We start from the raw sequence: 20,750 nt of genomic DNA, 5'->3' as shown, positions 1-20,750 counted from the left end.
CCCTGCCGGATTCGGGTTAACGTCCGTTAACCGCGGCGCGGGCAATGCAACGATGCGAAGGGATTGGTGGGCGGCCGGGGACTCGAACCCCGGACCCAGCGATTAAGAGTCGCTTGCTCTACCAGCTGAGCTAGCCGCCCGATCCGGGCGGGTCACTAGCAGAGGCATAGGAGCGTGTCCAGCAGCGCTTGGCACTTTCTCGCCGCTGCGGCAATGATGTCGGGCGTTGCGTCGAAACGGGCCCCGGAAATTCTTCATGCACCTTCCCTTTTCGCTTGAGAACCCAGCCACCTGGACCGGCTTCCTGCTGCCGATTCTCGGTGCCGCCGCCGCCCTGGCGGTGGGGATTTTCGTGGCCGGACTGGCGCAGCACGCGGTGCGCTCGTGGCTGCCGCGCATCGGCGCCCCCTCGATGGTCACCCTGGCGCCATTGCTCGGCCAGACGGTGCGCTACGCCATCCTGATCGTCGCGGCGATCACCGCGCTCGGCTTCGTCGGCGTGCCCACGACCTCGATCCTCACGGTGATCGGCACCACCTCGCTGGCCCTGGCGCTGGCGCTGCAGAGCACCCTCAGCAACGTCGCCGCCGGCATCATGCTCGCCTGGATTCGCCCGGTGGCGGTGGGCGAATACATCAAGGGCGACGGCGTCGAGGGCGAAGTGGTTGAGATCGGCCTGTTCGGCACGCGGCTGCGCTCGACCAGCGGGCTCTACGTCTTCACCAACAACAACCGGCTGTGGAACGGCCCCATCACCAACCACAGCCGCGAGCCGCATCGACGCATCGACGTCGACGTCACCATCCCCGATTCCGCCAATATCAGCCGCGCCCGCAAGACCCTGCTGGCCATCGCCGCGCACGACAGGCGCGTGCTGCCCGACCCGGAGGCGACGGTGTTCGTCGACGGCTTCGGCACCGCCACGGTGACGCTCAAGATGCGCGTCTGGGTGAAGACGCCGAACTACCGCACCGTGCTGCGCGACCTAACCGAGGCGGCCAAGCTCGGCATCAACCGCATGCTGGCCGAAGGCGACGGCGGCGTCGCCGAGGTGAAGGAAGCCTCCGACCCGCACGTGGCACTCACCGGCACGCAGGCCCCGGACCTGCCGGCCAGCAAATAGCCGGGGGTTATTTCGCGAGCTCGCCCAGCCGCGCGGCCATGCCGGTGGCGACAGTGTGGAGGTCGCCGGCCACCGCGGCGAGCGTGAAGCCCTCGGCGAGCAGCGTCCTGGCGCGCTCGTCGAAGAACTGGAAGCCCGAGGCCTTGCCGGCCTGCCGGATGGCGCGCCCTGCCCCCGACACCGCCGCGATCACGTCGGGATGCCGGGTGTCGCCGAGATGGCCCATATTGGCGGCGAGATCGTTGGCGCCGATCAGCATGGCGTCGACGCCGTCGATCCTGCCGTAGGCCGGGATGTTGGCGATCGCCTGTGGCGTCTCGATCTGGATGATGACGCAGACGTCGTCGGCGTAGCTTGTGAGATAGCCGGCGTCGCGGCCGTAGCGGTTGGCCCGCGTCGCGCCGGAAAAGCCGCGGATGCCGGCGGGCGGATAGCGCGTCGACCGGACCGCCAGCTCCGCCTCGGCGACGGTCTCGACGAACGGGAACATGAAGCTGCGCACGCCCGCATCGAGCAGCCGCTTCGCCAGCGCCGCATCGAGCGAGGGAAGGCGCACCACCAGCTCGGCGTCGCCGCCGTGGCGGGCGGCCAGCACATGCCGCTCCACCGTCTCGTCGGTGTAGACGGCGTGCTCCATGTCGAGGAGCAGCCAGTCCCAGCCGGCGCCGGCGGCCATTTCGGTGAGCGGCAGGCTGTTGAGGCTGAGCCAGAAGCCCAGCGCCGGAGTGCCGGCGCCGAGCCGCTGCTTCAGGCGGTTGTGCGGATAGGCCGCCAACGCGATCAGCTCGCCGCGCTTTCCATGGCGCCCTGCGCCGCCGCGCCGCGCTCGATCATCAGCCGATTGACGGCGTTGAGATAGGCGCGCGCCGAAGCGACGAGCGTGTCGGGCTCGGCGGCGTTGCCCGAGGCGATGCGGCCATTGTGCTCGAGTCGCACATGCGCGCTCGCCTGCGCGTCGGTGCCGCCGGTGACGCCGTCGACGGCGTAGAGCACCAGATGCGGGTCCATGCCGACGACCTGCTTGACGGCGTTGAAGATGGCGTCGACCGAGCCGGTGCCGTCGAAGCTCACCGTCCGCCTGTCGCCGTCGATCATCACCGTGAGGGTGCAGCGATGCACGCCGCCGGTCTTGCTGACCACCTCCATGTCGACCAGCTTGATGCGGTCGTCGACCGACCCCGCTTCGTCGTCGACCAGCGCCACGATATCGGCGTCGTAGACGTGCTTCTTGCGGTCGGCGAGATCCTTGAAGCGCACGAACGCCTCCTGGAAGGCGTTGTCGCCGAGGTCGTAGCCCAGCTCGCGCAGCTTGTCCTTGAACGCGGCGCGGCCCGAATGCTTGCCCATCACCAGCGTCGTTTCCTTGATGCCGACGCTGGCGGGGGTCATGATCTCGTAGGTCTCGGCGTTCTTCAGCATGCCGTCCTGGTGGATGCCGCTTTCATGCGCGAAGGCGTTCTTGCCCACGATCGCCTTGTTGTACTGCACCGGGAAATTCGCCGCCGCCGAGACGATCTTGCTGGCCCGCGCCAGATGCGTCGACTCGATGCCGGTATTGTAGGGCATGGCGTCGGCGCGGGTGCGCAGCGCCATGACGATCTCCTCGAGCGCGGCATTGCCGGCGCGCTCGCCGAGGCCGTTGATGGTGCATTCGACCTGCCGCGCCCCGGCCCTCACGCCGGCCAGCGAATTGGCCACCGCCAGCCCGAGATCGTTGTGGCAATGCGTCGACCAGATCACCTTGTCGCCGCCCGGCACCGTCTCGCGCAGCGTCTTGATCAGCGTGAAATATTCCTCGGGCACCGCGTAGCCGACGGTGTCGGGGATGTTGATGGTGGTGGCGCCGGACTTGATCGCCAGCTCGCAGCAGCGCCTGAGATAGTCGATCGGCGTGCGCGTCGCGTCCATCGCGCTCCACTCGATGTCGTCGATCAGATTGCGCGCCTGCGTCACCGTGGCGCCAATGATCTCCAGCACCTCCTCTTCGGATTTCTTCATCTGGTGTGCGAGGTGGATCGGCGAGGTGGAAACGAAGGTGTGGATGCGGCCCTGCCGGGCGTGCCGCACCGCTTCGCCGGCGCGCGCGATGTCGGCCGGGATGGCGCGGGCGAGCCCGGCGACGACCGAATTTCTGACCTGCTTGGCGACGGCGACCACGGCCTCGAAATCGCCGTTGGAGGCGATGGGGAAGCCCGCTTCGATGATGTCGACGCCCATCTCGTCGAGTGCTTCGGCGACCTGCAGCTTCTCCTCGAGCGTCATCGTGGCGCCCGGGCTCTGCTCGCCGTCGCGCAGCGTGGTGTCGAAGATGAAGACGTGGTCTTTGTTGCTGTCGGTGGTCGTGGTGGTCATCTCGGTCTTCCTATCCCGCGGCCGGGGCGAGCCTCTGGCTCAAACCCAAACGGCCGGACAAATCACTTGTTCGGCTCTCAGTCGTGCTCCCCTGACCACCCGTCCGCGCCTAGGGCGGACCGCCGGTACTCAGGGGCCAATAAGAAGGAGAAGAAGCAGCGCGGGAAGCAGCAGCAGGCCAGCCGCCAGCAGCAGACGGGCCTCACGGGCCTGCTGTTCTGCCTGGGCGATGGCAATGGCGCGAGCGCGCTTCATTGGCTGGGTTCCTAACTAAGCCCATACTGCGTGAATCGAATTGCTTTGGCAAGCCGCCCGTCGCAAATGCCTCTAATTGAAGGCGAATACGGCGCAGAGCAGGACGCCCAGCAGCAGCACGACGCCGATGGCGCTCAGCATCGGCATGCGCCGGCCCGCAGCCCGGTCGCCCGCCTCGGCGCGCCTGGAGGTGAGGCCGGCGACGATCAGCAGGATCAACAGCAGCAGCACCAGCGCCATCTTGGCGCCGAACCACGCCATCGACGGAGCGTTGCCGTTCCATTTGAGCCAGAACAGCAGCAGGCCGGTGACCAGCAGCACGCCGAACCCGGCGCGCCCGAGCGAGGTCAAGCCGCGCGCCACCGTGAACAGCACCGGGCGGGTCTCCGCCGTCGCCATGGGCATCTGCCGGCCGACCACCGGCAGCCCGAAGGTCGCGACGCCGCCCAGCGCCAGGCCGGCGAAATGCAGCCAGAACAGCAGGTTGTTGACGATCTCCATGCGAGTCTCCCCTCCGCGGCGGGCGGATACTAGGCTCGCCGCCGCCGAACGGAAAGCCGATGCCCCTGCTCCGCCCCGCCACAGCCGCCGACATCGACGCCGTCGTCGCCCTGATCGACGCCGCCTATCGCCACTACGTACCGCTGCTGGGCGGCCGGCGGCCGCGCCCGATGGACGACGATCAAGCGGCCCGCGTCGCCGCGAGCGAACTGTTCGTGCTCGAGGAGGACGGCCGGCTGCTCGGGGCGATGACCATGCAGATCGAGCCCGAGGCGGTGCACATCTTCAACCTCGCCGTCGCCCCCGAGGCGCAGGGGCACGGCCTGCTGCATGCGCTGCTGGATTTCGCCGAAGCCGCGGCGCGCCGCGAGCGGCGGCCGAAACTGACGCTCTTCACCAATGTGGCGATGACCAGGAACCGCGCCCTCTACGCCCATCTCGGCTTCGTCGAGGTGGCCGAACAGGTGACGCCGGCGGGCTACCACATCGTGTTCCTCGAACGGCCGGTGGCCTGACGGGCTCAGTCGTCGAGGTCGAGGCTCCCCTGTCCGACGATCACCGCGTCGCCGCCGATGCCGCCATGGGTCAGCGTGTCGCCGTCCTTGCGGATCTGGATGGTGATGCGGCTGGGCCGGCCCATCTCGCGGCCCTGGCGCAGCACATATTCGGTCTGGCCGCTGGCCGCATCCTGCGCCAGTTCGCCGATCAGCGCCGCAGCGGCGGCGCCGGTCGCCGGATCCTCGCCCAGCCCCATGCCCGGCGAGAACATGCGCGCCGCGAAGTCGACGCCGTCCTCGTCCACCGCCTCGGTGTAGGCGTAGACGGAATGGTGGCCGAGCGGGAAGATTTCGCTCCAGCCGCGCGGCTGCGGCTGCAGCCGCGCCAGCACCGCCGGCGAGCGCACCGGCACCAGGTAGAAGATGACGCCGGCCGAATACACCGACGGCTTGTGGAAGCCGAAGCCGATCTCGTCCGGCTCGATGCCGAGGCTCAGCGCCAATTGCGTCCTGTCGGGCGGCGTGCCGGCGGCAGCCGGCAGATGCGGCAGGGCGAAGCGGGCGTGGCCGCGATGCTTGTCGATCCGCTCGATGACGCAGGTGATGACGCCGATCTTTTCCTCGATGCGGATGGCGCTGCTGCGCGTCTCGAGCCCGAGCACCACCGCGGCGCCGACCGTGGGGTGGCCGGCGAAGGGCAGCTCGACCTTGGGCGTAAAGATGCGCACTCCGGCGCTGTGCCGTTCGGCCCGCGGTGTGCCGATGAACACCGTCTCGCTCAGGTTGAACTCGGCGGCGATGCGCTGCATCTGGTCGTCGAGCAGGCCGTCGGCGCGCAGCACCACGGCCAGCGGATTGCCGTGCAGCTTGTCGCGCGTGAAGACGTCCAGCAGCAGATAGTCGAGTTTCATCGCGTCGCTCCCCCGGAGGCATAGCGGGTGCGGCAAGCACCGGCCGCTGTCAAGCAAGCCTTTCGATCAAAGCGGCGGCAGGGCGAGCGCTGTCCGATCCAGCCCGAGCTCGTCGCAGAGCGCCTCGACCACCAGCCGGTGGTCGTCGCGCTCGTGCAGGCCGGACACGGTGACGGCGCCGATCATCCCGGCGCCCCTGACGCGGATCGGGAAGCTGCCGCCGGCGAGCGCCATCTCCCGGTCGTCGAAGGCGCGCCGCGGCGGGAAGGTGTCACCCTCCCAGGTCTTTTCGAGCACCACCCGGTACGAGCTCTTGGCCACCCGCTGCACCAGATTGGCCTTGCGCCGCACCCAGTGCGGATTGTCGCCGGTGGTGCCGGGCAGCGCCATGTAGAACAGCGGCCGTTCCCAGGTGCGGACGTCGGCGACGATGCCGAGGCCTTGGGCGAGCGCCGTGTCGCGCAGCGCCGAGCCGATGCGGAAGGCCACCGCCTCGTCGAATTCGGTGAACACCAGCGCCTTTTCCTGCTCGATCACCAGCCGGACGTCGTCTTGCCTCGACATGCTTGCTCCCCTGTTCGTGCCGCGCCGTGATAGCACGGAGCGGGCGGCGCGAAACGACGTTCTTGCGGCGTTTACCGGGCGTTAAGCCTGTAGCGGGTGCGTTCATGCCGCGTTCATCGGTCGATGCGCATAAGCCGCGCCATCGATCGCCGGGGTGGCGATCCTCCCCTCCAGCCAGGACGACGCGAAATGAACCTGTTCTCTTCGCTTTTCCGCCGTTCGGAAAAGCGCCGTACCTATGCCGACCTCTTGCAGTTCGACGACCGCATGCTGCGTGACATCGGCGTCTCCCGCTCCGACCTCAAGCAGATGATGTTCGGATCGCGGACCGCACACGGCCGCGGACACCGTACGCATGAGTAGTCCCCGCCTTACCCGCGGGACACGCATCTGAAGGGCTCCGCAGCAGCGGGGCCCTTCGCCTGTCTAGGGCCCGAAGCGGCTGGCGGCGACGGCGTCGACGATCTCGCCGACATAGGGCGGGAACGGGCCGGCGGCGGCGAGGTCGGCGGTGGTGCGGACCACCACGATATCGGCCAGCTCGCGCTCGAGCTGCGCCGCGAGATTGGCGCGGACACGCGCCGCCAGCTCTGCCGCCGGCAGCGGGAAATGCAGGGCGCGCGCCACCGAGATGCGCGGCCCGTCGAAGATCGCGAAGCTGGCGCCGGCTTGCGCCTCGGCGGCGACGAGGCCGGTTTCCTCGCCGAGCTCGCGCGCCAGCGACGCGAAGACGTCGACCCGCCCGTCGACGATGTCGCCGGGCTCGAGCGAGCCGGCGGGCGGATAGATCTGGCCGGCATTGGCGGTGGTGCCGCCCATCCGGCCGAGCAGCACCGCACCGTCGGCGGAGATCACCACGGCCGAGCCGAAGAGGTTGCGCAGCCCGATCTCGGGCCAGCCGAGGTCGCGCCACGCCATGAAGGCCGAAAAGCTGTCCTCGCGCGCCTCGCCGCGCAGCACCCCGCTCGCATCGACCCGCGGCGGACCGCCGCCGACGCCGGAGACGCCGAGGATGCGGCCGTCCCACAGATGCGGATTGGCGGCGACGAGCCGCGCCCAGATCGCCGGCACCTGGGCGCGCAGCGCCGCGGGCACCGGCCACGGTTCCGCGACGAAGCGGATATCGACATCGGTGACGGGAACGAGCATCGCGAGGCGGTGGCGGCCGGGGACGACCCGGCCGCCCTGCCGTTGGCTCAGTTCTTGGACTTGTCGACCAGCGCGCCGGCCTTGATCCACGGCATCATGCCGCGCAGCTTTTCGCCGATCACCTCGATCTGGTGCTCGTCGGCGAGGCGGCGGGTCGCCTTGAAGCGCGAGGCGCCGGACTTGTATTCCTGCATCCACTCGGAGGTGAACTTGCCCGACTGGATGTCCTTGAGCACGCGCTTCATCTCGGCCTTGGTGTCCTGCGTGATGATGCGCGGACCCGAGACGTACTCGCCCCACTCGGCGGTGTTGGAGATCGAGTAGTTCATGTTGGCGATGCCGCCCTGGTAGATCAGGTCGACGATCAGCTTCACCTCGTGCAGGCACTCGAAATACGCCATCTCGGGCGCATAGCCGGCCTCGACCAGCGTCTCGAAGCCGCCGCGGATCAGCTCGACCAGGCCGCCGCACAGCACCACCTGCTCGCCGAACAGGTCGGTCTCGCATTCCTCGCGGAAATTGGTCTCGATGACGCCCGACCGGCCGCCGCCGATGGCCGACGCATAGGCAAGCGCGATATCGTGTGCGTTGCCCGAAGCATCCTGATCGACCGCGATCAGGCACGGCACGCCGCCGCCCTTCTGGAACTCGCCACGCACGGTGTGGCCAGGTCCCTTCGGCGCGATCATGATCACGTCGACGCTCTTTTTGGGCTCGATGAGATTGAAATGCACGTTGAGGCCGTGCGCGAAGGCCAGCGCCGCGCCGTCCCGGATGTTGGGTTCGATCTCGTTCTTGTAGACATCGGCCTGCAGCTCATCAGGAATGAGCATCATGATGACGTCGGCCCATTTGGCGGCATCGGCGATGGACATCACCTTGAGCCCCTCGCCCTGCGCCTTCTTCGCCGAGGCGCCATCGGGCCGCACCGCCACCACCACGTCCTTCACGCCGGAATCGCGCATGTTGAGGACGTGCGCATGGCCCTGCGAGCCATAGCCGACCACCGCGACCTTCTTGGATTTAATGATGTTGAGATCGGCATCCCGATCGTAGAAAACACGCATGGTCATCTCCCTTAGCGTTGCGCCCTGTCGGGCTTGTTGGCGGGGACCCCGTACAGGGTCAGGAACTGGTCGGTGGCCCGCTCGGCGTCGGCCTCAATCTCCTTGAGGGAGAGCGCCAGCTTGTCGCCGAGCAGCAGGCGCACCTGCACGTCGCGGAGCACCAGGCCGAAGAAGGTCCGGAACGCCGTTTCGGAATTGTCGAATCTGAGCATGCGCGCGTCGCGCCCGGCCTCGAGCAGCGGCTTCAGCCGCTTGCCCATGGTAAAGCGGCCATTGTCGAGCACGATGGCGCCCAGCCCGTTGTCCTCGGTCGCATGGCTGATCGCCAGCCGGTTGAGCGCCACCGAGGTGGCGCCGGAGATGGTGGCGAGCAGATCGCGCGCGAACTGGTAGATGCTGGCGCGCAGCGAGTCCGGATCGAGCGAGCGGCGGTCGACCAGCGGCACGCGTACCTTGGCGGCCTGCCACTGCACCGTGGCGGTGAGCAGCCCGTCGCGGTCGCCGAACCATTTGTAGAGCGTTTCCTTGGAGCAGCTGGCGCGGCGCGCCACCGCCGTCATGGTCAGCCCGTCGCCCGCCTCGACCAACAGGTCGAGCGCCGCCGTCAGCACAGCCTGCTGGCGCGGCGTGAAGGTTTCCGAGGTTTGCCGGATGGCGACCGTCATGACTGGCTCCGAAAGGCTGCCCGGCAGGCGGCACTGCCCCGCCTCCGGCCACGGCCATCGGCGCCTGCGCCCATTCCCGTCGGCAGGCCCGCCCATGGCCGCCGGATGCGTACCGTACGGTACGGTTCGGTGTCAAGATGGCGGCGCTTCCCTCTGGCGCCGGTGCCCGCGCTGCGCTACCTGCACGCCCGAACGCATCGCACGAGGACACCATGAACGAACAGCGCCTGGCTCGCCTGCGGCGGCGGATGGCCGAAACCGGCACCGACCTGGTGGTCCTCGGCCCCTCCTCCCATCTCGTCTGGCTTGCCGGGCTGCGCCCGCATGGCGACGAGCGCCCGGTGCTGCTGCTGGTCAGCGGCAAGGGCGCGGCGATGCTGATGCCGGCGCTCAACGCCGACAGCCAGCGGCCGCTCACCACCGTGCCGTTCTTCACCTGGGCCGATGCCGACGGTCCGAAGGCGGCGCTTGCCGACCTGCTCAAATCGCTGACCCTGCCCGGCAAGCGGCTCAACGTCGTGCTCGACGAGACCATGCGCGCCGATTTCGCCCTGCTGGTGCTCGACACGCTGGGCGATGTAGAGCGGCGTTTCACCGAAACCACCGTCGGCGCCCTGCGCGCCGCCAAGGACGAGGCCGAATTTGCGGCGCTGAAGCGCAACGCGCTGATCAACGACCAGGTGATGATGGCGGCCTTCGAGGCGCTCCGCCCCGGCATCACCGAGGACGAGCTCGCCGGCCTCATCCGCGACGGCTACAAGAGCCGCGGCGCCCGCACCGAGTTCATCTCGGTCTGCTTCGGCGAAGACGGCGCCTTCCCGCACCACACCTCCGGCAGCCGTGCCCTGCGCGACAGCGACGCGGTGCTGCTCGACATCGGCGGCCGCTCCGAGGGCTATCCCTCCGACATGACGCGCGTCGGCACCTTCGGCGCGGCGCCGGCCGAGTTCGACGCGGTGTGGAGCATCGTCAACCGCGCCGTCGAGGCGGCGCTGGCGGCGGTGAAGCCTGGCCATCCGGCGAAAGTCGTCGACCAGGCGGCGCGCGACGTGATCGTGGCTGCCGGCTATGGCGACCGCTTTCCGCACCGCACCGGGCACGGGCTCGGCATCGACGTGCACGAGACGCCGTATATGACCGGGACCTCGGAGCGCCCGATCGAGGTGGGCAACGTATTTTCGATCGAGCCCGGAATTTATCTGCCGGGCCACTTCGGCATCCGGCTCGAGGAGATCGTGATCGTGCGCGAGCACGGGCCCGAGATCCTGTCCGAGCTGCCGCGCACCGCGATCCGGCGGAAATAGGCGCCTGCGGCCGGCGATTTGCCCCGGCCGCGGCGTTAACCCTTTCGGCATTCAGGGCCCGTTCATCTAAATCACAGTGTCGTTGGAACCGTGACAGGGGCTTCAGCTTTTGCTGAAGTGGAGACGGTCCAATGTTCAGACGCACGCGTTTCATTGCTGTAGCGACGGTCCTCGGTGCGGGGCTGGTGGCGCTCGCGCTCATTCCCGGCGACGGCAGCCCGGGCGGCAATCCCGACGCCAACGTCGCGCTGGCCAGCGTCTCCTCGCCCAACCCCGATTTGCTCGCCCGCCTCGACGCCGAAGTGTCGCCGCCCCCGCCGGTGCAGGCCAAGCCCGAGGCGGCCCGCGTCGCGGTGCAGTCCGTGGCGCTGCGGCCGGCCACCGACATCGCGACACCCGCCATGCCCGACGCCGCCGATCCCGACCTCCACCCCGCCACCATAGGCGCCTCGGCGGTGAACATGCGCGCCGGCCCGTCGTCGTCGGCGCAGCAATTGTCGGTACTGCAGCCGGGCGAAGCGGTGCAGACCGGCCAGAGCATCAATGGCTGGATCAAGGTGACGCGCGCCGACGGCTCCAGCGGCTGGATGTATTCGTCCTATCTTTCGGGCAACGCCCAGGCGCAGGCGGCGGCCTCCGACCCCGCGCCGGCGAAGGTGGCCGAGGCACAGCCGCCGCGCGCCACCATCAAGGGCGGCGACGGCGATCTGCGCGACCGCATGGCGCGCATCGGCTCGGAGCTCCCCGCCTATGACCGGCCGGGCGGCTCGGCCCGCGCCATCTTCACCTTCTCGCCCGGCGAACGCGTGCGCATCGCCGAGGTGCGCGGCGACTGGCTGCGCGTCGAGACCAATGACGGCACCTCGGCCTGGATCCGGCGCTAGAGAACGTCCCTGAGAAACGCCAGCTGTTCCCGCTCCTGGAACACGCCGCCACCTTCGTGGTCGTTGAAGCTGTACGAGACGATGCGCTTGTCGCCGCCATAGGCGTTGTAGGCCGCATAGACGGTCGAGGGCGGGCAGATGGTATCCATCAGCGCCACCGAAATCAGCGCGTTCGCCCGCGCGTTGGGCACGTGGTTGACCACGTCGAAATAGTTGAGCGTGGCGAAGGCGGTGCCGACCATGTCGCGATGCACCGCGAGGTAGCGCGACACCTCGCCATAGGGGTCGCGCGGCGCAAGCCCGATGGCGCGCGGAAAATCGCACAGGAACGGCACGTCGGCGACCACCGCCTTGACGCCGGGATCGAGGCTCGCCGCCGCCAGCGCCAGCGCGCCGCCCTGGCTGCCGCCGGCGGTGGCGATACGCGCCGGATCGATCTCGGCACGGCTGCGCAGCGCCTCGATGGCGCGCACCGCGTCGGTGAACACCCGGCGGTAGAAATAGCCCGCAGGGCTCGCGATGCCGCGCGTCATGAAGCCGGCATGCGCCGGATCGGAGCCGACCGGGTCGGGCGTGTCGCCCACCGTCCAGCCGCTGCCCTGCCCGCGTGTATCCATCACCAGCACCGGACGGCCCGAGGCCGGCCACAGCAGATGCTCCTGCGGGAAGCCGCGCCCGCCATTGTAGCCGATGAACTTGACCACAGCGCCGGCCTCGGCCTTGCCGCCGCGCGGGCGGATGTACCAGCCCTTGATCGGATGGCCGCCCCAGCCGGCGAAGGTGACGTCGAACACCTCGACCAGCGGCAGGCCGACATCGACCGGCTCGAAGCGCGCATCGAGCGGCAGCTCGCGCGCTTCGGCGAGCGTGCCCGACCAGAAGGCGGAAAAATCGGTCGGCGGCACGACGCTGCTGCGATAGCGCGGCAGGTCGGCGGCGTTGATGTCGAAGAACGGCATTGGACTCCCCCAGGCAATTGCCGCCGCAGTCTTAGCGATTCAGCCGCCTAGCGGCCAGCGGCAACGTCGCCGCGCGTGAGCCCGAGCGTCGCCATCAGCTCGCTCGCCGCCGCGGCGCCCGCGCGGTTGGCGCCGATGGTCGAGGCCGACGGCCCGTAGCCGACGAGATGCACGCGCGGATCCTTCGCGACCTCGGTCGCGAGCCGGCCGGTCATGGTAATGCCGCCGCCCGGCTCGCGCAGCAGCAGCGGCGCCAGATGGTCGAGCGAGGACCGGAAACCGGTGCACCAGAGGATGACGTCGACGGCGAGCGTGCGGCCATCGGCCCAGCGCACGCCGGTCTCGGTGATCTCGCTGAACATCGGCTGCCGCACCAGCACGCCGCGGGCGCGCATCGCCTCGACCCGCTCGTTGACCGGCAGTCCGGTGACCGACACCACCGAATTGGGCGGCAGGCCGGCGCGCACCCGCTCCTCGACGCGCCGCACCGCCGCCCGCCCCGCCTCCTGGTCGAACGGCCCCTGGCGCCAGCGCGGCGGCGTGCGCGTCACCCAACTGGTGCGTGTCACCTGCGAGATTTCGTCGAGCAGCTGGATCGCCGAGATGCCGCCGCCGACGATCAGCACATGCTGGCCGCGAAACGCCTCGGCGGTGCGATAGTCATGCGTGTGGAGCTGGCGGCCGCGGAACAGCGTGCGCCCGGGATAGTCGGGGATGAACGGCGATTCCCAGGTGCCCGTGGCGTTGATGAGGCCGCGGGCCGAGAACGTCTCGCGATCGGTCTCGATGCGGAAGCGGCCGGCGCGCTCGCACACCACCTTCACCGTCACCGGACGATAGACCGGCAGCGCGAAGCGCCGCTCGTATTCGGCGAAATAGCGCGGCACCGCCACCGCCGCCTCGACGCTGTCGCCGGCGTCGGGCACCGCCTCGGCGAACCCCAGCCCCGGCAAATCGTGGATGCGGTTGACCGTGCTCAGCGTCAGCGACGGCCAGCGATGCTGCCAGGCCCCACCTGGAACCGGATTCTGGTCGAGCACGACGAAGCCACGGCCGGGCTGGAGGCCGCGCTGCCGCAAATGGTAGGCCGAGCTCAGCCCGGCCTGGCCGGCGCCGATGACCGCGATCTCGGTCTTGATGGCGACCTGCACCGCGCTCACGGTGAGTTTTCCGGTGGCACCGCGGGCGTGGCGCGCCGCAGCAGCGCGGCGATGATCTCGAGCACCAGCGCCGGATCGGCCTCGTCGGAGATCGGCACCGGCGGCCGCGGCTTCAGCGCCTCGGCCTGTTGCTCGTCCGGGCGGTCGAAATAATGCGCCTCGATCGCCGTCGCCGCGCCGATGCGCGCCGTGACCTCGGCGGCCGTTTCAACGATGCGCTGCTGCTGCGCCGGCGCCAGCACCACGCCGGACGGCAGGCTGCGCGCCAGCACCCGCGCCCAGTGCACGATGCCGCTGAGCAGCAGCAACCGCGCCCGCACCTCGCCGAAGCGCGTCACCGCCGCCCACGGGCCGCCGATCGGCCGCACCGCCGCGGCGAGGTCGGTGTAGGCGCGGTCGAGCAGCCGCGAGCGCGCCAGCAGGTGCAGCGGCTCGGCCTCGCCCATCGCCCGGCCGCGCGCCGCCTCGACCAGATCGGCCAGCGCCTTGAGGTATTTGTCGAGCGCGGCGCCGATGCCGGTGGCGGTGCGGGCCGGAAAGATCAGGAACGCCACCAGCGTGCCTGCCGCCGCGCCGATCACTGTCTCCTCGAGACGAAGCAGCAGCAGCTCGGGCGTGAAGCTGCCGGTGAGGCCGTAGAGCAGCGCCAGCGCGATGGTGATGAAGAAGATCATCACGCTGTAGCTTACCTGCAGATAGTAGAAGGCGAGGAAGAACGCGACCGGCATCAGCGCCGCGGTGGCCACCGGCTGGCCATGCAGCAGCGTGGCGATGATGGTGCCGCCGACGAGCCCGGCCATGGTGCCCAGCGAGCGCTGCAAGGCGCGCTGCGCCGTGTCGGCGCGCGACTTGGTGTTGTTGAACACAATGAAGGCGGTGATCACCGCCCAGTACCAGCGGCTGGGCGAGGTGGCGAGCCCGAGCGCCATGGCGATGGCACAGGCGAGCGTCACCTGCACCGCCGTATGCAGCTCCGGCCGCTGCCACCAATGGTCGACCACGATCGATTTGGCGGCGCTCGGCGCCGGCCCCGCGGCCGAGAACGGCGATGGCGTGGCGCTGAGCGCCGCGTCGATCTGCGCCCGCGCCCGCCCGAGACGCAGCAGCAGATGCGCCACGACGCTCTCGTTTTCGGGCAGCGGCCGACCCTCGAGCATCGCCCCGAGCAGCGCCGCGGGGGGGCGCTCCACATAGCTCGAGCGCACCAGCCGCTCGGTCGCCAATTGCACGTCGAACAGCGCAATGGCGAGCTCGGAGGCCGGGCCGCGCGCCGCGAGGCCGCCTTCGTCGCCCTGCGGGATCAGGCCCTCGGCCATCATCACGATGTCGCGCAGCCGGTTGAGCTGCGCCTGCAGCTTCGGCCGCTCGATCTGCGGCGCCGTCAGCAGTTCGCGCAGGATGGCCGCGACCCGCTGGTCGAGGCTCGCCAGCGCGCGGACGAAATCGCCGCGCGGCTCGTCGCGCAGCAGCACATTGGTCACCAGATGCGTGACCGCGAGGGCCAGCGCGATGGCGAGGGCCAGCCAGGGCAGGTCGGCAGGCACCGGCCGCGTGTAATTGCCCATGAAATACGCCATCACCCCGATCATGCCGACCGCAGTCCAGCGCGGCCCGAAGCGGCGGACATAGACGGCGGCGAAGATCACCGCGAGGAAGGCGAGGTCGCCGACCAGCGGCCACGGCGCGAGCAGGCTCGCAACGGTCACCGCCGCGCAGGCGCCGAGCCCGGCATAGGCCCGCGTGACCGCCTGCGCCCGGGCCCCCTTGTCGCGCACCGCCAGCGAGCCGTTGAACGACAGCACGAAGGCGAGGCCGTAGGCGGTAAACGGCAGCGCATGCAGCTGCGCGAGGCCGAGCAGCAGCGCGACGTTGAGCGCCAAAGCCAGCAGCGCCCGCGAGGCGAGGCGCAGCCGCGAAAATGCCGGATCGGAGGCGCCGAGCCGGTCGCGCAGCCGGCGGAGCGGGCGCAGCCACGCTGCCGCTGGGGATGTCGGTTGCTCGGCCAGTGCAGTCATCGGCGGAAGCTTACGCTGCGTCCGGTGCCGGCGACACCCCCGCGCGATGCTCGGCGATGACGGCCTCGATCACCGCCCGCGGCGGCGTTTCGTTCGGGTTGACCACGAGGTCCCGGGCCAGCATCAGCGCCGCCTTCCACAGCGCCCAGGCGCGGGCGCGCGCCCACATCGCCTCGTCGGCGGGCACCGACAGGCGGAAGGCGTCGCGCCCGGGGCCGTCGAGGAACACCCAGGCGATCACCAGGTCGCAGGCCGGATCGCCCACCGCGCAGCAGCCGAAATCGATGACCCCGCCGAGCCGCCCGTGCTCGACCAGCAGATTGCCGATGGCGATATCGCCGTGGAGCCACACCGGCGGCCCCGCAAACGGCGCGGCGACGGCGGCATCGAGCACGGCGTGCGCCGCCGGCACGTCGATGCGGCCGGCCAGCGCGTCGACCGACTGCCGCGCCTCGGCGCCATAAGCCTGCATCGGGTCGGCGCCACGGAAATAATTATGCGGGCCGGGCGGCGGGCCGCCGGTGGCGTCGATGCGCTGCAGCGCCGTGAGGAATTTCGCGAGGTCCCAGCCGAACTGCACGGGGTCGTCCACGCGCTCGCGGGTCGCCGGGTCTCCCTGCAGCCAGCCGCTGACCGACCAGCACCAGGGAAAGCCCTCCCCGGGCTGGCCGAGCGCGAGCGGCGCCGGGATCGGCAGCGGCAGATGCCGCGCCAGCTTCGGCAGCCAGTGCGCCTCCTTCTCGGCCTGCTCGGCGTAGCCCGCGGCGCTGGGCAGCCGCACCTTCATGCGGTCGCCCAGGTGGAAGGTCCAGTTGTCCCAGCCGTCGTGCTCGACCGGCCGCACCGGCAGGCCGGCCCACTGCGGAAACTGTGCGGCCACCAGCCGCTCGACCAGCGGCACGTCGACGTCGAACTTGCCGGCTTTGAGCTTGTCTTCGCGCATCGCGTCCCCGGATCAAAGGACGCGCAATCGACCCCGAAACGCCGCGCCGGTCAACCGGCCTTCGCCCATTTCGGCAGCGGCAGGCCCTTGTCGCGCGCATCGTCCATCACCGTGCGCCCACCATACTCCTTGCTGCGCCGCCATTCTTCGTCGACATAGCCATAGAACGACGGTCCAGAGACCTTGCCCTCCACCGCCCGCGCCTGCGCGTCGAGACGCTTGATGGCACCCAGCTCCTCGCTGGCGCCGAGCCGGGCCTTCACCACCGCGTATTTTAGCACCTTGATGGTCTCGTCATAGACCTTGAGCGGCACCGGGAACGGCGCGCCATCCTTGCCGCCCTTGCTCATCGAAAACCGCGCCGGGTCGGAGAAGCGGTGCGGCGCGCCGTGGATCACCTCCGCCACCATCGCCAGCGAGCGCACGGTGCGGGCGCCGACGCCCGGCACCAGCAGCAGATCGGCGAAATCGCGCGGCGCATTGTCGGCGGCGGCACCGAGCGAGGCATGCAGGCGGCGGAGCAGCACGTCCTTGGGGCGCACGTCGTGGTGGGCGGGCATCACGAGGTGCGGCAGCAGCGGCTCGACCTCCTCCTCGGGCGGGCGGCCCTCGAGGCGGCCGATTTCGCGCACGATGCCGTCCGGACCGAGGCTGCCGAGGAGGTCGACGGAAGCGGAGCGCGCCCGGTCGGCGCGCCGGTCGGTGAGGTTGACGATGGTCCCCTGCCCGACTCCCTCGATCGCCGCATGTGGTTGTTCGACAAAGCTTTTGAGGCCTTCGCTCTGCCAGTGGTAGCGGCGGGCGGTGGAGGTTTCGTCCTTCATGCCCTGCTGCACCACCACCCATTTGCCGTCGTCGGCGACGATGAAACCGTGCAGATAGAGCTCGAAGCCGTCCTGCACGGCGGCGCTGTCGACCTTGGCGACGAGACGGCTGGCCGCGGCCAGAGCGGCGCCGTCGAAGCCGACGCGACCACCGATCTCCACCAGCTCCTGTGGTGTTTTGCGCGAATGCCGGCCGCGGCCGCCGCAGACGTGGAGGCCGAGCTCGGATTCGAGCGGCTTGAGGCCGCGCTTCAGCGCGCCGATGACCGAGGTGGTGATGCCCGACGAGTGCCAGTCCATCCCCATCACCGCGCCAAAGCTCTGGAACCAGAAGGGGTTAGCGAGCCGGCTCAGAAATTCGTCGCGGCCGTATTCGGCCGTGATCGCCTCGGCGATGATGGCGCCGAGCCTGGCCATGCGGCCGGCGAGCCACTCCGGAACGCGGCCGCCATGGAGCGGAAGGTCGGCGCTGCCGCCGCGTTGAGCCATGACACTCTCCCAGGTTATCGCGGGTTCGTAGCACAGAACAAACCGGAAACAAAGAAACCCGATTGACTCCAGACTCACAGCAATGCATAACCATACCATTCTATAACGTTTAGGTTATGTAGATGCCTAGTCCCTCCGAACAGCTCGACGCCACCTTCATCGCCCTCGCCGATCCGACGCGGCGCGCCATCCTGGTGCGGCTGATGCAGGGCGAGGCCTCGGTCAACGAACTGGCGGCGCCGTTCGAGATCAGCCAGCCGGCGATCAGCAAGCACCTGAAGATCCTGGAACGCGCCGGCCTCGTCAGCCGTTCGACCGCCGGCACCCGCCGCCCGGTCAGGATCGAGGCGGCGCCGATGAAGCAGGCCGTCGACTGGCTCGAGACATACCGGACGTTCTGGGAGACGAGCTACGGCCGGCTCGATGCTCTGCTCGCCGAGCTGCAGACCCCCGTCAACACCGACACCCCCCGCAACAGGAAGGACGACAGCAATGCCTGAGCCGCTCACCATCACCACGCCCGGCGACCGCCAGATCGTCGTCACCCGCAGCTTCGATGCGCCGCGCGACCTGGTGTTCCTCTGCTACTCCAGGCCCGAGCTGCTGCGCCGCTGGTACGGCATGCCCGACTGGACCACGCATGTGTGCGAGATCGACTTCCGCGTCGGCGGCAAATGGCGGCTCGGCCAGCGTGCGCCCGACGGCTACGAGCTGGTGAGCCAGGGCATCTACACCGCCATCGTCGCGCCCGAGCGCATCGAGCAGACCGAAACCTACGACGACAACTGGACCGGCGGGGAGACCACCAACTCCATCGTCTTCACCGAGACCGATGGCGTCACCACTGCGGTGACCACCGTCACCTATGCTTCGCCCGAAGCCCGCGCCGCGGCAGCGGCCTCGCCGATGGCAACCGGGATGGAGATCGGCTTCAAGCGGCTCGACACGCTGCTTGCCGCCGAACAGCATCACTAGAACGACACCTCACACACGGAGAACGATCATGTCGCAGAAGATCACCCCCTGCCTGTGGTTCGACGACCGCATCACCGAGGCCGCCGACTATTACGCCCGTGTCTTCAAGGGCAAGGTGACCGGCAGGAGCCACTATCCCGACGGCCGCATGCTGACTGCCAACGTCGATATCCTCGGCACCACTTTCACCCTGCTCAATGGCGGGCCCGACTTCAAATTCTCCGAGGCCATCTCGTTCTACATCGACTGCAAGGACCAGGCCGAGATCGACTATTACTGGACGACGCTGACCGCCGAGGGCGGCGCCGAATCCATGTGCGGCTGGGTGAAGGACAGGTACGGCGTGAGCTGGCAGATCGCGCCGATGGCGGCGATCGAGCGCACCCTCAACGGCCCCGACGCCGCCGGCCGGCAGCGCGCCATGACGGCGATGATGCAGATGAAGAAGCTGGTGATCGCCGAGCTGGAGACGGCGTACGCCGGGAAGTAGCTTGAATGCTCGGCGAACTCTGCCCCCTCCCCGCAAGGGGGAGGGGGGCCTGACTGAGGCGCCTGGGATTGCGGGGCCATTGCTCCCCTCCCCCTTTTGTGGGGAGGGGCCTGAATGAGAGAATGCAGTTCTATCGCACCCCTCCCCCTTGCGGGGAGGGGCCGGGGGTGGGGGTCGCAGGCACCAAAGCGCGAGACGCCTTACTGCTTGCTCACTTTCCAGATGGTGCCGCTGCCGTCTTCGGAGAAATAGAGGTCGCCCGCCTTGTCGAAAGCGACGCCCACCGGGCGGCCCCAGACGTCGTCGGCGCTGAGCACGAAGCCGGTGACGAAATCGGTGTAGCTGCCGGTGGGCCTGCCGGCCTTGTCCATTTCCAGCCGCACGATCTTGTAGCCGGTGCGGGTGCCGCGGTTCCACGAGCCGTGCAGCGCCACGAAGGCATCGCCCTTCACCTCCGGGCCGAGCCCGTCGCCGGTCTCGAAGGCGATGTTGAGCGGCGCCGAATGCGCCTGGAACAGCACGTCGGGCACGGTGACCTTGCCCTCGAGGTCGTCGCGCGGCGTCGCGCTCCAGCGCGGGTCGGGATGGTCGCCGATATAGAACCACGGCCAGCCGTAGAAGGCGCCTTCGGTGAGCGCCGTGGCGTAGTCGAACGGAACGTTGTCGCCGAGCGCGTCGCGTTCGTTGACCACGCACCACGGCCGGCCGGTGGCCGGCTGCAGCGTCATGCCGGCGCAGTTGCGCAGGCCGGTGGCGAAATAGCGCTCGTTGCCGCCGTCGGGATCGGTGGCGAGCACGGCGGCGCGGCGCTCCTCCTCGCCCCAGGCGGCGCCGAGCGGATGGCCGGCGATCCACGCATCGAGGCCGCCTTTGGGGGTCCTGCCCATGGTGCCGTCGCCGACATTGCTGCCCGAGCCGACCGAATAATAGAGCGTCTTGCCGTCGGCCGAAAACACCACGTCGCGCGTCCAGTGGTGGCCGGGATCGATGCCGGTGATGATCGGCTCGCCCTTGCCCGTGACCTGCATGTCGCCGTCCTTGTACGGATAGCGCCGCAGCCCGTCGCTCTCGGCGATGTAGATCCATTCGGGCCTCTCGGCCGGATAGAACGCGAGTCCGTAGGGCTGCTTGAGGCCGTCGATGAAGGTCTGCGGCGTGCCCGCCTGCCCGCCCTTGAGCACCAGCACCTGGCCGTCGTCGGAATTGGCGATGAACAGGTCGCCATTGGGCGCAAAGCGGATGGCGCGCGGGTTGTCGATGCCCTTGGCCACCAGCGTCACGGCGTAGCCGTCCGGCACCCTGGGCAATTGTCCCTCGGGCATCGGCACCGGCTGCGCCGTGTTGGAGGCGCTGGGGCTGACGAAGGGCGGCTCGAGGTCGCCGGCGGTCAGGTGCCGCGTGGTGCCGGGCGCGTCATGCGTCCAGCCGCCGAAGGCCGCCTTGCCGGTCAGCACCGTACCCTGCGCCAGGGCCGGAGCCGACAGCAGGGCCAGGGCGAGGGCGGCCAGCGGGAACATGCGCATGAAAAATCCTCCGTTCTGTCAGCAACGCCGCTGGGCGCCCGTGGTGTCGCGGCCGCCGAACACGCGTCCGTGAGCCGGGCCGCCGGGTTCATCGTCTCTT

The 20,750-nt window shown here is 69.4% G+C and carries 23 protein-coding genes and 1 tRNA gene; 8 read left to right on the top strand and 16 right to left on the bottom strand.

The annotated features are described in order from the left end of the window. Positions 1–64: 64 nt before the first annotated feature. A tRNA-Lys gene (locus BGO82_RS07005) sits at positions 65–140 on the bottom strand. Between the two features lie 116 nt (positions 141–256). Between BGO82_RS07005 and BGO82_RS07000 the strand changes: the two genes are divergently transcribed. Further along, positions 257–1,123: a mechanosensitive ion channel family protein gene (locus tag BGO82_RS07000; protein ID WP_291304846.1), complete on the top strand. Its 867-nt coding sequence runs from the start codon at positions 257–259 to the stop codon at positions 1,121–1,123. A gap of 7 nt (positions 1,124–1,130) precedes the next feature. Here BGO82_RS07000 and BGO82_RS06995 read toward each other — a convergent pair whose 3' ends face one another. The 4 genes from BGO82_RS06995 to BGO82_RS06980 form a co-directional block, all read right to left on the bottom strand. After that, positions 1,131–1,898 carry an aldolase/citrate lyase family protein gene (locus BGO82_RS06995; protein WP_291304845.1) on the bottom strand — a complete coding sequence of 256 codons (768 nt, stop codon included), beginning with the start codon at positions 1,896–1,898 and terminating at the stop codon, positions 1,131–1,133. A gap of 5 nt (positions 1,899–1,903) precedes the next feature. Beyond that, a complete protein-coding gene (locus BGO82_RS06990; protein WP_291304844.1) occupies positions 1,904–3,475 on the bottom strand; it encodes a 2-isopropylmalate synthase in 1,572 nt (523 codons plus the stop codon). Positions 3,476–3,604: 129 nt separating this feature from the next. After that, entirely contained in the window at positions 3,605–3,730 is a 126-nt protein-coding gene (locus tag BGO82_RS06985) for a hypothetical protein (protein WP_291304843.1), read from the bottom strand. A gap of 72 nt (positions 3,731–3,802) precedes the next feature. After that, positions 3,803–4,231: a hypothetical protein gene (locus BGO82_RS06980; RefSeq protein WP_291304842.1), complete on the bottom strand. Its 429-nt coding sequence runs from the start codon at positions 4,229–4,231 to the stop codon at positions 3,803–3,805. A 59-nt stretch (positions 4,232–4,290) separates the two neighbouring features. Between BGO82_RS06980 and BGO82_RS06975 the strand changes: the two genes are divergently transcribed. Further along, positions 4,291–4,746 (top strand): GNAT family N-acetyltransferase, encoded by a 456-nt coding sequence (locus BGO82_RS06975; protein ID WP_291304841.1) that lies wholly within the window; start codon positions 4,291–4,293, stop codon positions 4,744–4,746. A gap of 5 nt (positions 4,747–4,751) precedes the next feature. Here the strand turns inward: BGO82_RS06975 and BGO82_RS06970 are convergent, their stop codons facing one another. Together BGO82_RS06970 and BGO82_RS06965 are read right to left on the bottom strand one after the other, a co-directional pair. After that, positions 4,752–5,639, bottom strand: coding sequence for a PhzF family phenazine biosynthesis protein (locus BGO82_RS06970; protein ID WP_291304840.1), 888 nt, complete (start codon positions 5,637–5,639; stop codon positions 4,752–4,754). A 66-nt stretch (positions 5,640–5,705) separates the two neighbouring features. Further along, positions 5,706–6,203, bottom strand: coding sequence for a heme-degrading domain-containing protein (locus BGO82_RS06965; RefSeq protein WP_291304839.1), 498 nt, complete (start codon positions 6,201–6,203; stop codon positions 5,706–5,708). Positions 6,204–6,392: 189 nt separating this feature from the next. Here BGO82_RS06965 and BGO82_RS06960 point away from each other — a divergent pair, with 189 nt between their 5' ends. Continuing rightward, the gene (locus BGO82_RS06960) at positions 6,393–6,566 is read left to right on the top strand and encodes a DUF1127 domain-containing protein (protein ID WP_291304838.1); all 174 of its coding nucleotides are present in this window, start codon (positions 6,393–6,395) and stop codon (positions 6,564–6,566) included. A gap of 63 nt (positions 6,567–6,629) precedes the next feature. On the opposite strand, the gene BGO82_RS06955 is transcribed toward BGO82_RS06960, so the two are convergent. The 3 genes from BGO82_RS06955 to BGO82_RS06945 are packed head-to-tail and all read right to left on the bottom strand — an operon-like array spanning position 6,630 to position 9,084. Then, positions 6,630–7,352 (bottom strand): hypothetical protein, encoded by a 723-nt coding sequence (locus tag BGO82_RS06955; RefSeq protein ID WP_291304837.1) that lies wholly within the window; start codon positions 7,350–7,352, stop codon positions 6,630–6,632. 47 nt (positions 7,353–7,399) lie between these two features. Beyond that, entirely contained in the window at positions 7,400–8,419 is a 1,020-nt protein-coding gene (gene ilvC / locus BGO82_RS06950; RefSeq protein ID WP_291304836.1) for a ketol-acid reductoisomerase, read from the bottom strand. A gap of 11 nt (positions 8,420–8,430) precedes the next feature. After that, positions 8,431–9,084, bottom strand: a complete 654-nt coding sequence (locus BGO82_RS06945) for a TetR/AcrR family transcriptional regulator (protein ID WP_291304835.1) — start codon at positions 9,082–9,084, stop codon at positions 8,431–8,433. 212 nt (positions 9,085–9,296) lie between these two features. On the opposite strand from BGO82_RS06945, the gene BGO82_RS06940 reads away from it, so the two are divergent. Both BGO82_RS06940 and BGO82_RS06935 read left to right on the top strand, forming a co-directional pair. Next, positions 9,297–10,388: a Xaa-Pro peptidase family protein gene (locus BGO82_RS06940; RefSeq protein WP_291304834.1), complete on the top strand. Its 1,092-nt coding sequence runs from the start codon at positions 9,297–9,299 to the stop codon at positions 10,386–10,388. A gap of 131 nt (positions 10,389–10,519) precedes the next feature. Further along, positions 10,520–11,272: an SH3 domain-containing protein gene (locus tag BGO82_RS06935; protein ID WP_291304833.1), complete on the top strand. Its 753-nt coding sequence runs from the start codon at positions 10,520–10,522 to the stop codon at positions 11,270–11,272. On the opposite strand, the gene BGO82_RS06930 is transcribed toward BGO82_RS06935, so the two are convergent. The 5 genes from BGO82_RS06930 to BGO82_RS06910 are packed head-to-tail and all read right to left on the bottom strand — an operon-like array spanning position 11,269 to position 17,662. Next, positions 11,269–12,231, bottom strand: coding sequence for an acetylxylan esterase (locus BGO82_RS06930; RefSeq protein WP_291304832.1), 963 nt, complete (start codon positions 12,229–12,231; stop codon positions 11,269–11,271). The genes BGO82_RS06935 and BGO82_RS06930 overlap by 4 nt on opposite strands. A 47-nt stretch (positions 12,232–12,278) precedes the next feature. After that, positions 12,279–13,391 (bottom strand): NAD(P)-binding domain-containing protein, encoded by a 1,113-nt coding sequence (locus BGO82_RS06925; RefSeq protein WP_291304831.1) that lies wholly within the window; start codon positions 13,389–13,391, stop codon positions 12,279–12,281. After that, positions 13,388–15,406 (bottom strand): FUSC family protein, encoded by a 2,019-nt coding sequence (locus tag BGO82_RS06920; protein WP_291304830.1) that lies wholly within the window; start codon positions 15,404–15,406, stop codon positions 13,388–13,390. Before BGO82_RS06920 ends, BGO82_RS06925 begins: the two co-directional genes overlap by 4 nt. A 10-nt stretch (positions 15,407–15,416) precedes the next feature. Continuing rightward, positions 15,417–16,349, bottom strand: a complete 933-nt coding sequence (locus BGO82_RS06915) for an aminoglycoside phosphotransferase family protein (protein WP_291304829.1) — start codon at positions 16,347–16,349, stop codon at positions 15,417–15,419. 50 nt (positions 16,350–16,399) lie between these two features. After that, positions 16,400–17,662, bottom strand: coding sequence for a DUF763 domain-containing protein (locus BGO82_RS06910; protein WP_291304828.1), 1,263 nt, complete (start codon positions 17,660–17,662; stop codon positions 16,400–16,402). A gap of 122 nt (positions 17,663–17,784) precedes the next feature. On the opposite strand from BGO82_RS06910, the gene BGO82_RS06905 reads away from it, so the two are divergent. From BGO82_RS06905 to BGO82_RS06895, 3 genes are read left to right on the top strand one after another with little or no spacing between them, the layout of a single operon-like run. Then, positions 17,785–18,162 (top strand): metalloregulator ArsR/SmtB family transcription factor, encoded by a 378-nt coding sequence (locus BGO82_RS06905; RefSeq protein ID WP_291304827.1) that lies wholly within the window; start codon positions 17,785–17,787, stop codon positions 18,160–18,162. After that, positions 18,155–18,637: an SRPBCC domain-containing protein gene (locus BGO82_RS06900; RefSeq protein WP_291304826.1), complete on the top strand. Its 483-nt coding sequence runs from the start codon at positions 18,155–18,157 to the stop codon at positions 18,635–18,637. The genes BGO82_RS06905 and BGO82_RS06900 overlap by 8 nt, the downstream gene beginning before the upstream one ends. Before the next feature lie 28 nt (positions 18,638–18,665). Then, on the top strand, positions 18,666–19,127 hold the full coding sequence (locus BGO82_RS06895) for a VOC family protein (RefSeq protein WP_291304825.1): 462 nt from the start codon (positions 18,666–18,668) through the stop codon (positions 19,125–19,127). Between the two features lie 200 nt (positions 19,128–19,327). Here the strand turns inward: BGO82_RS06895 and BGO82_RS06890 are convergent, their stop codons facing one another. Next, positions 19,328–20,650 carry a PQQ-dependent sugar dehydrogenase gene (locus tag BGO82_RS06890; protein WP_291304824.1) on the bottom strand — a complete coding sequence of 441 codons (1,323 nt, stop codon included), beginning with the start codon at positions 20,648–20,650 and terminating at the stop codon, positions 19,328–19,330. Positions 20,651–20,750 lie beyond the last annotated feature (100 nt).

This window comes from Devosia sp. 67-54 (genome assembly GCF_001899075.1).
In the GTDB taxonomy this organism is placed as follows: domain Bacteria; phylum Pseudomonadota; class Alphaproteobacteria; order Rhizobiales; family Devosiaceae; genus Devosia_A.
This window is presented reverse-complemented; position numbering and strand designations above follow the sequence as displayed.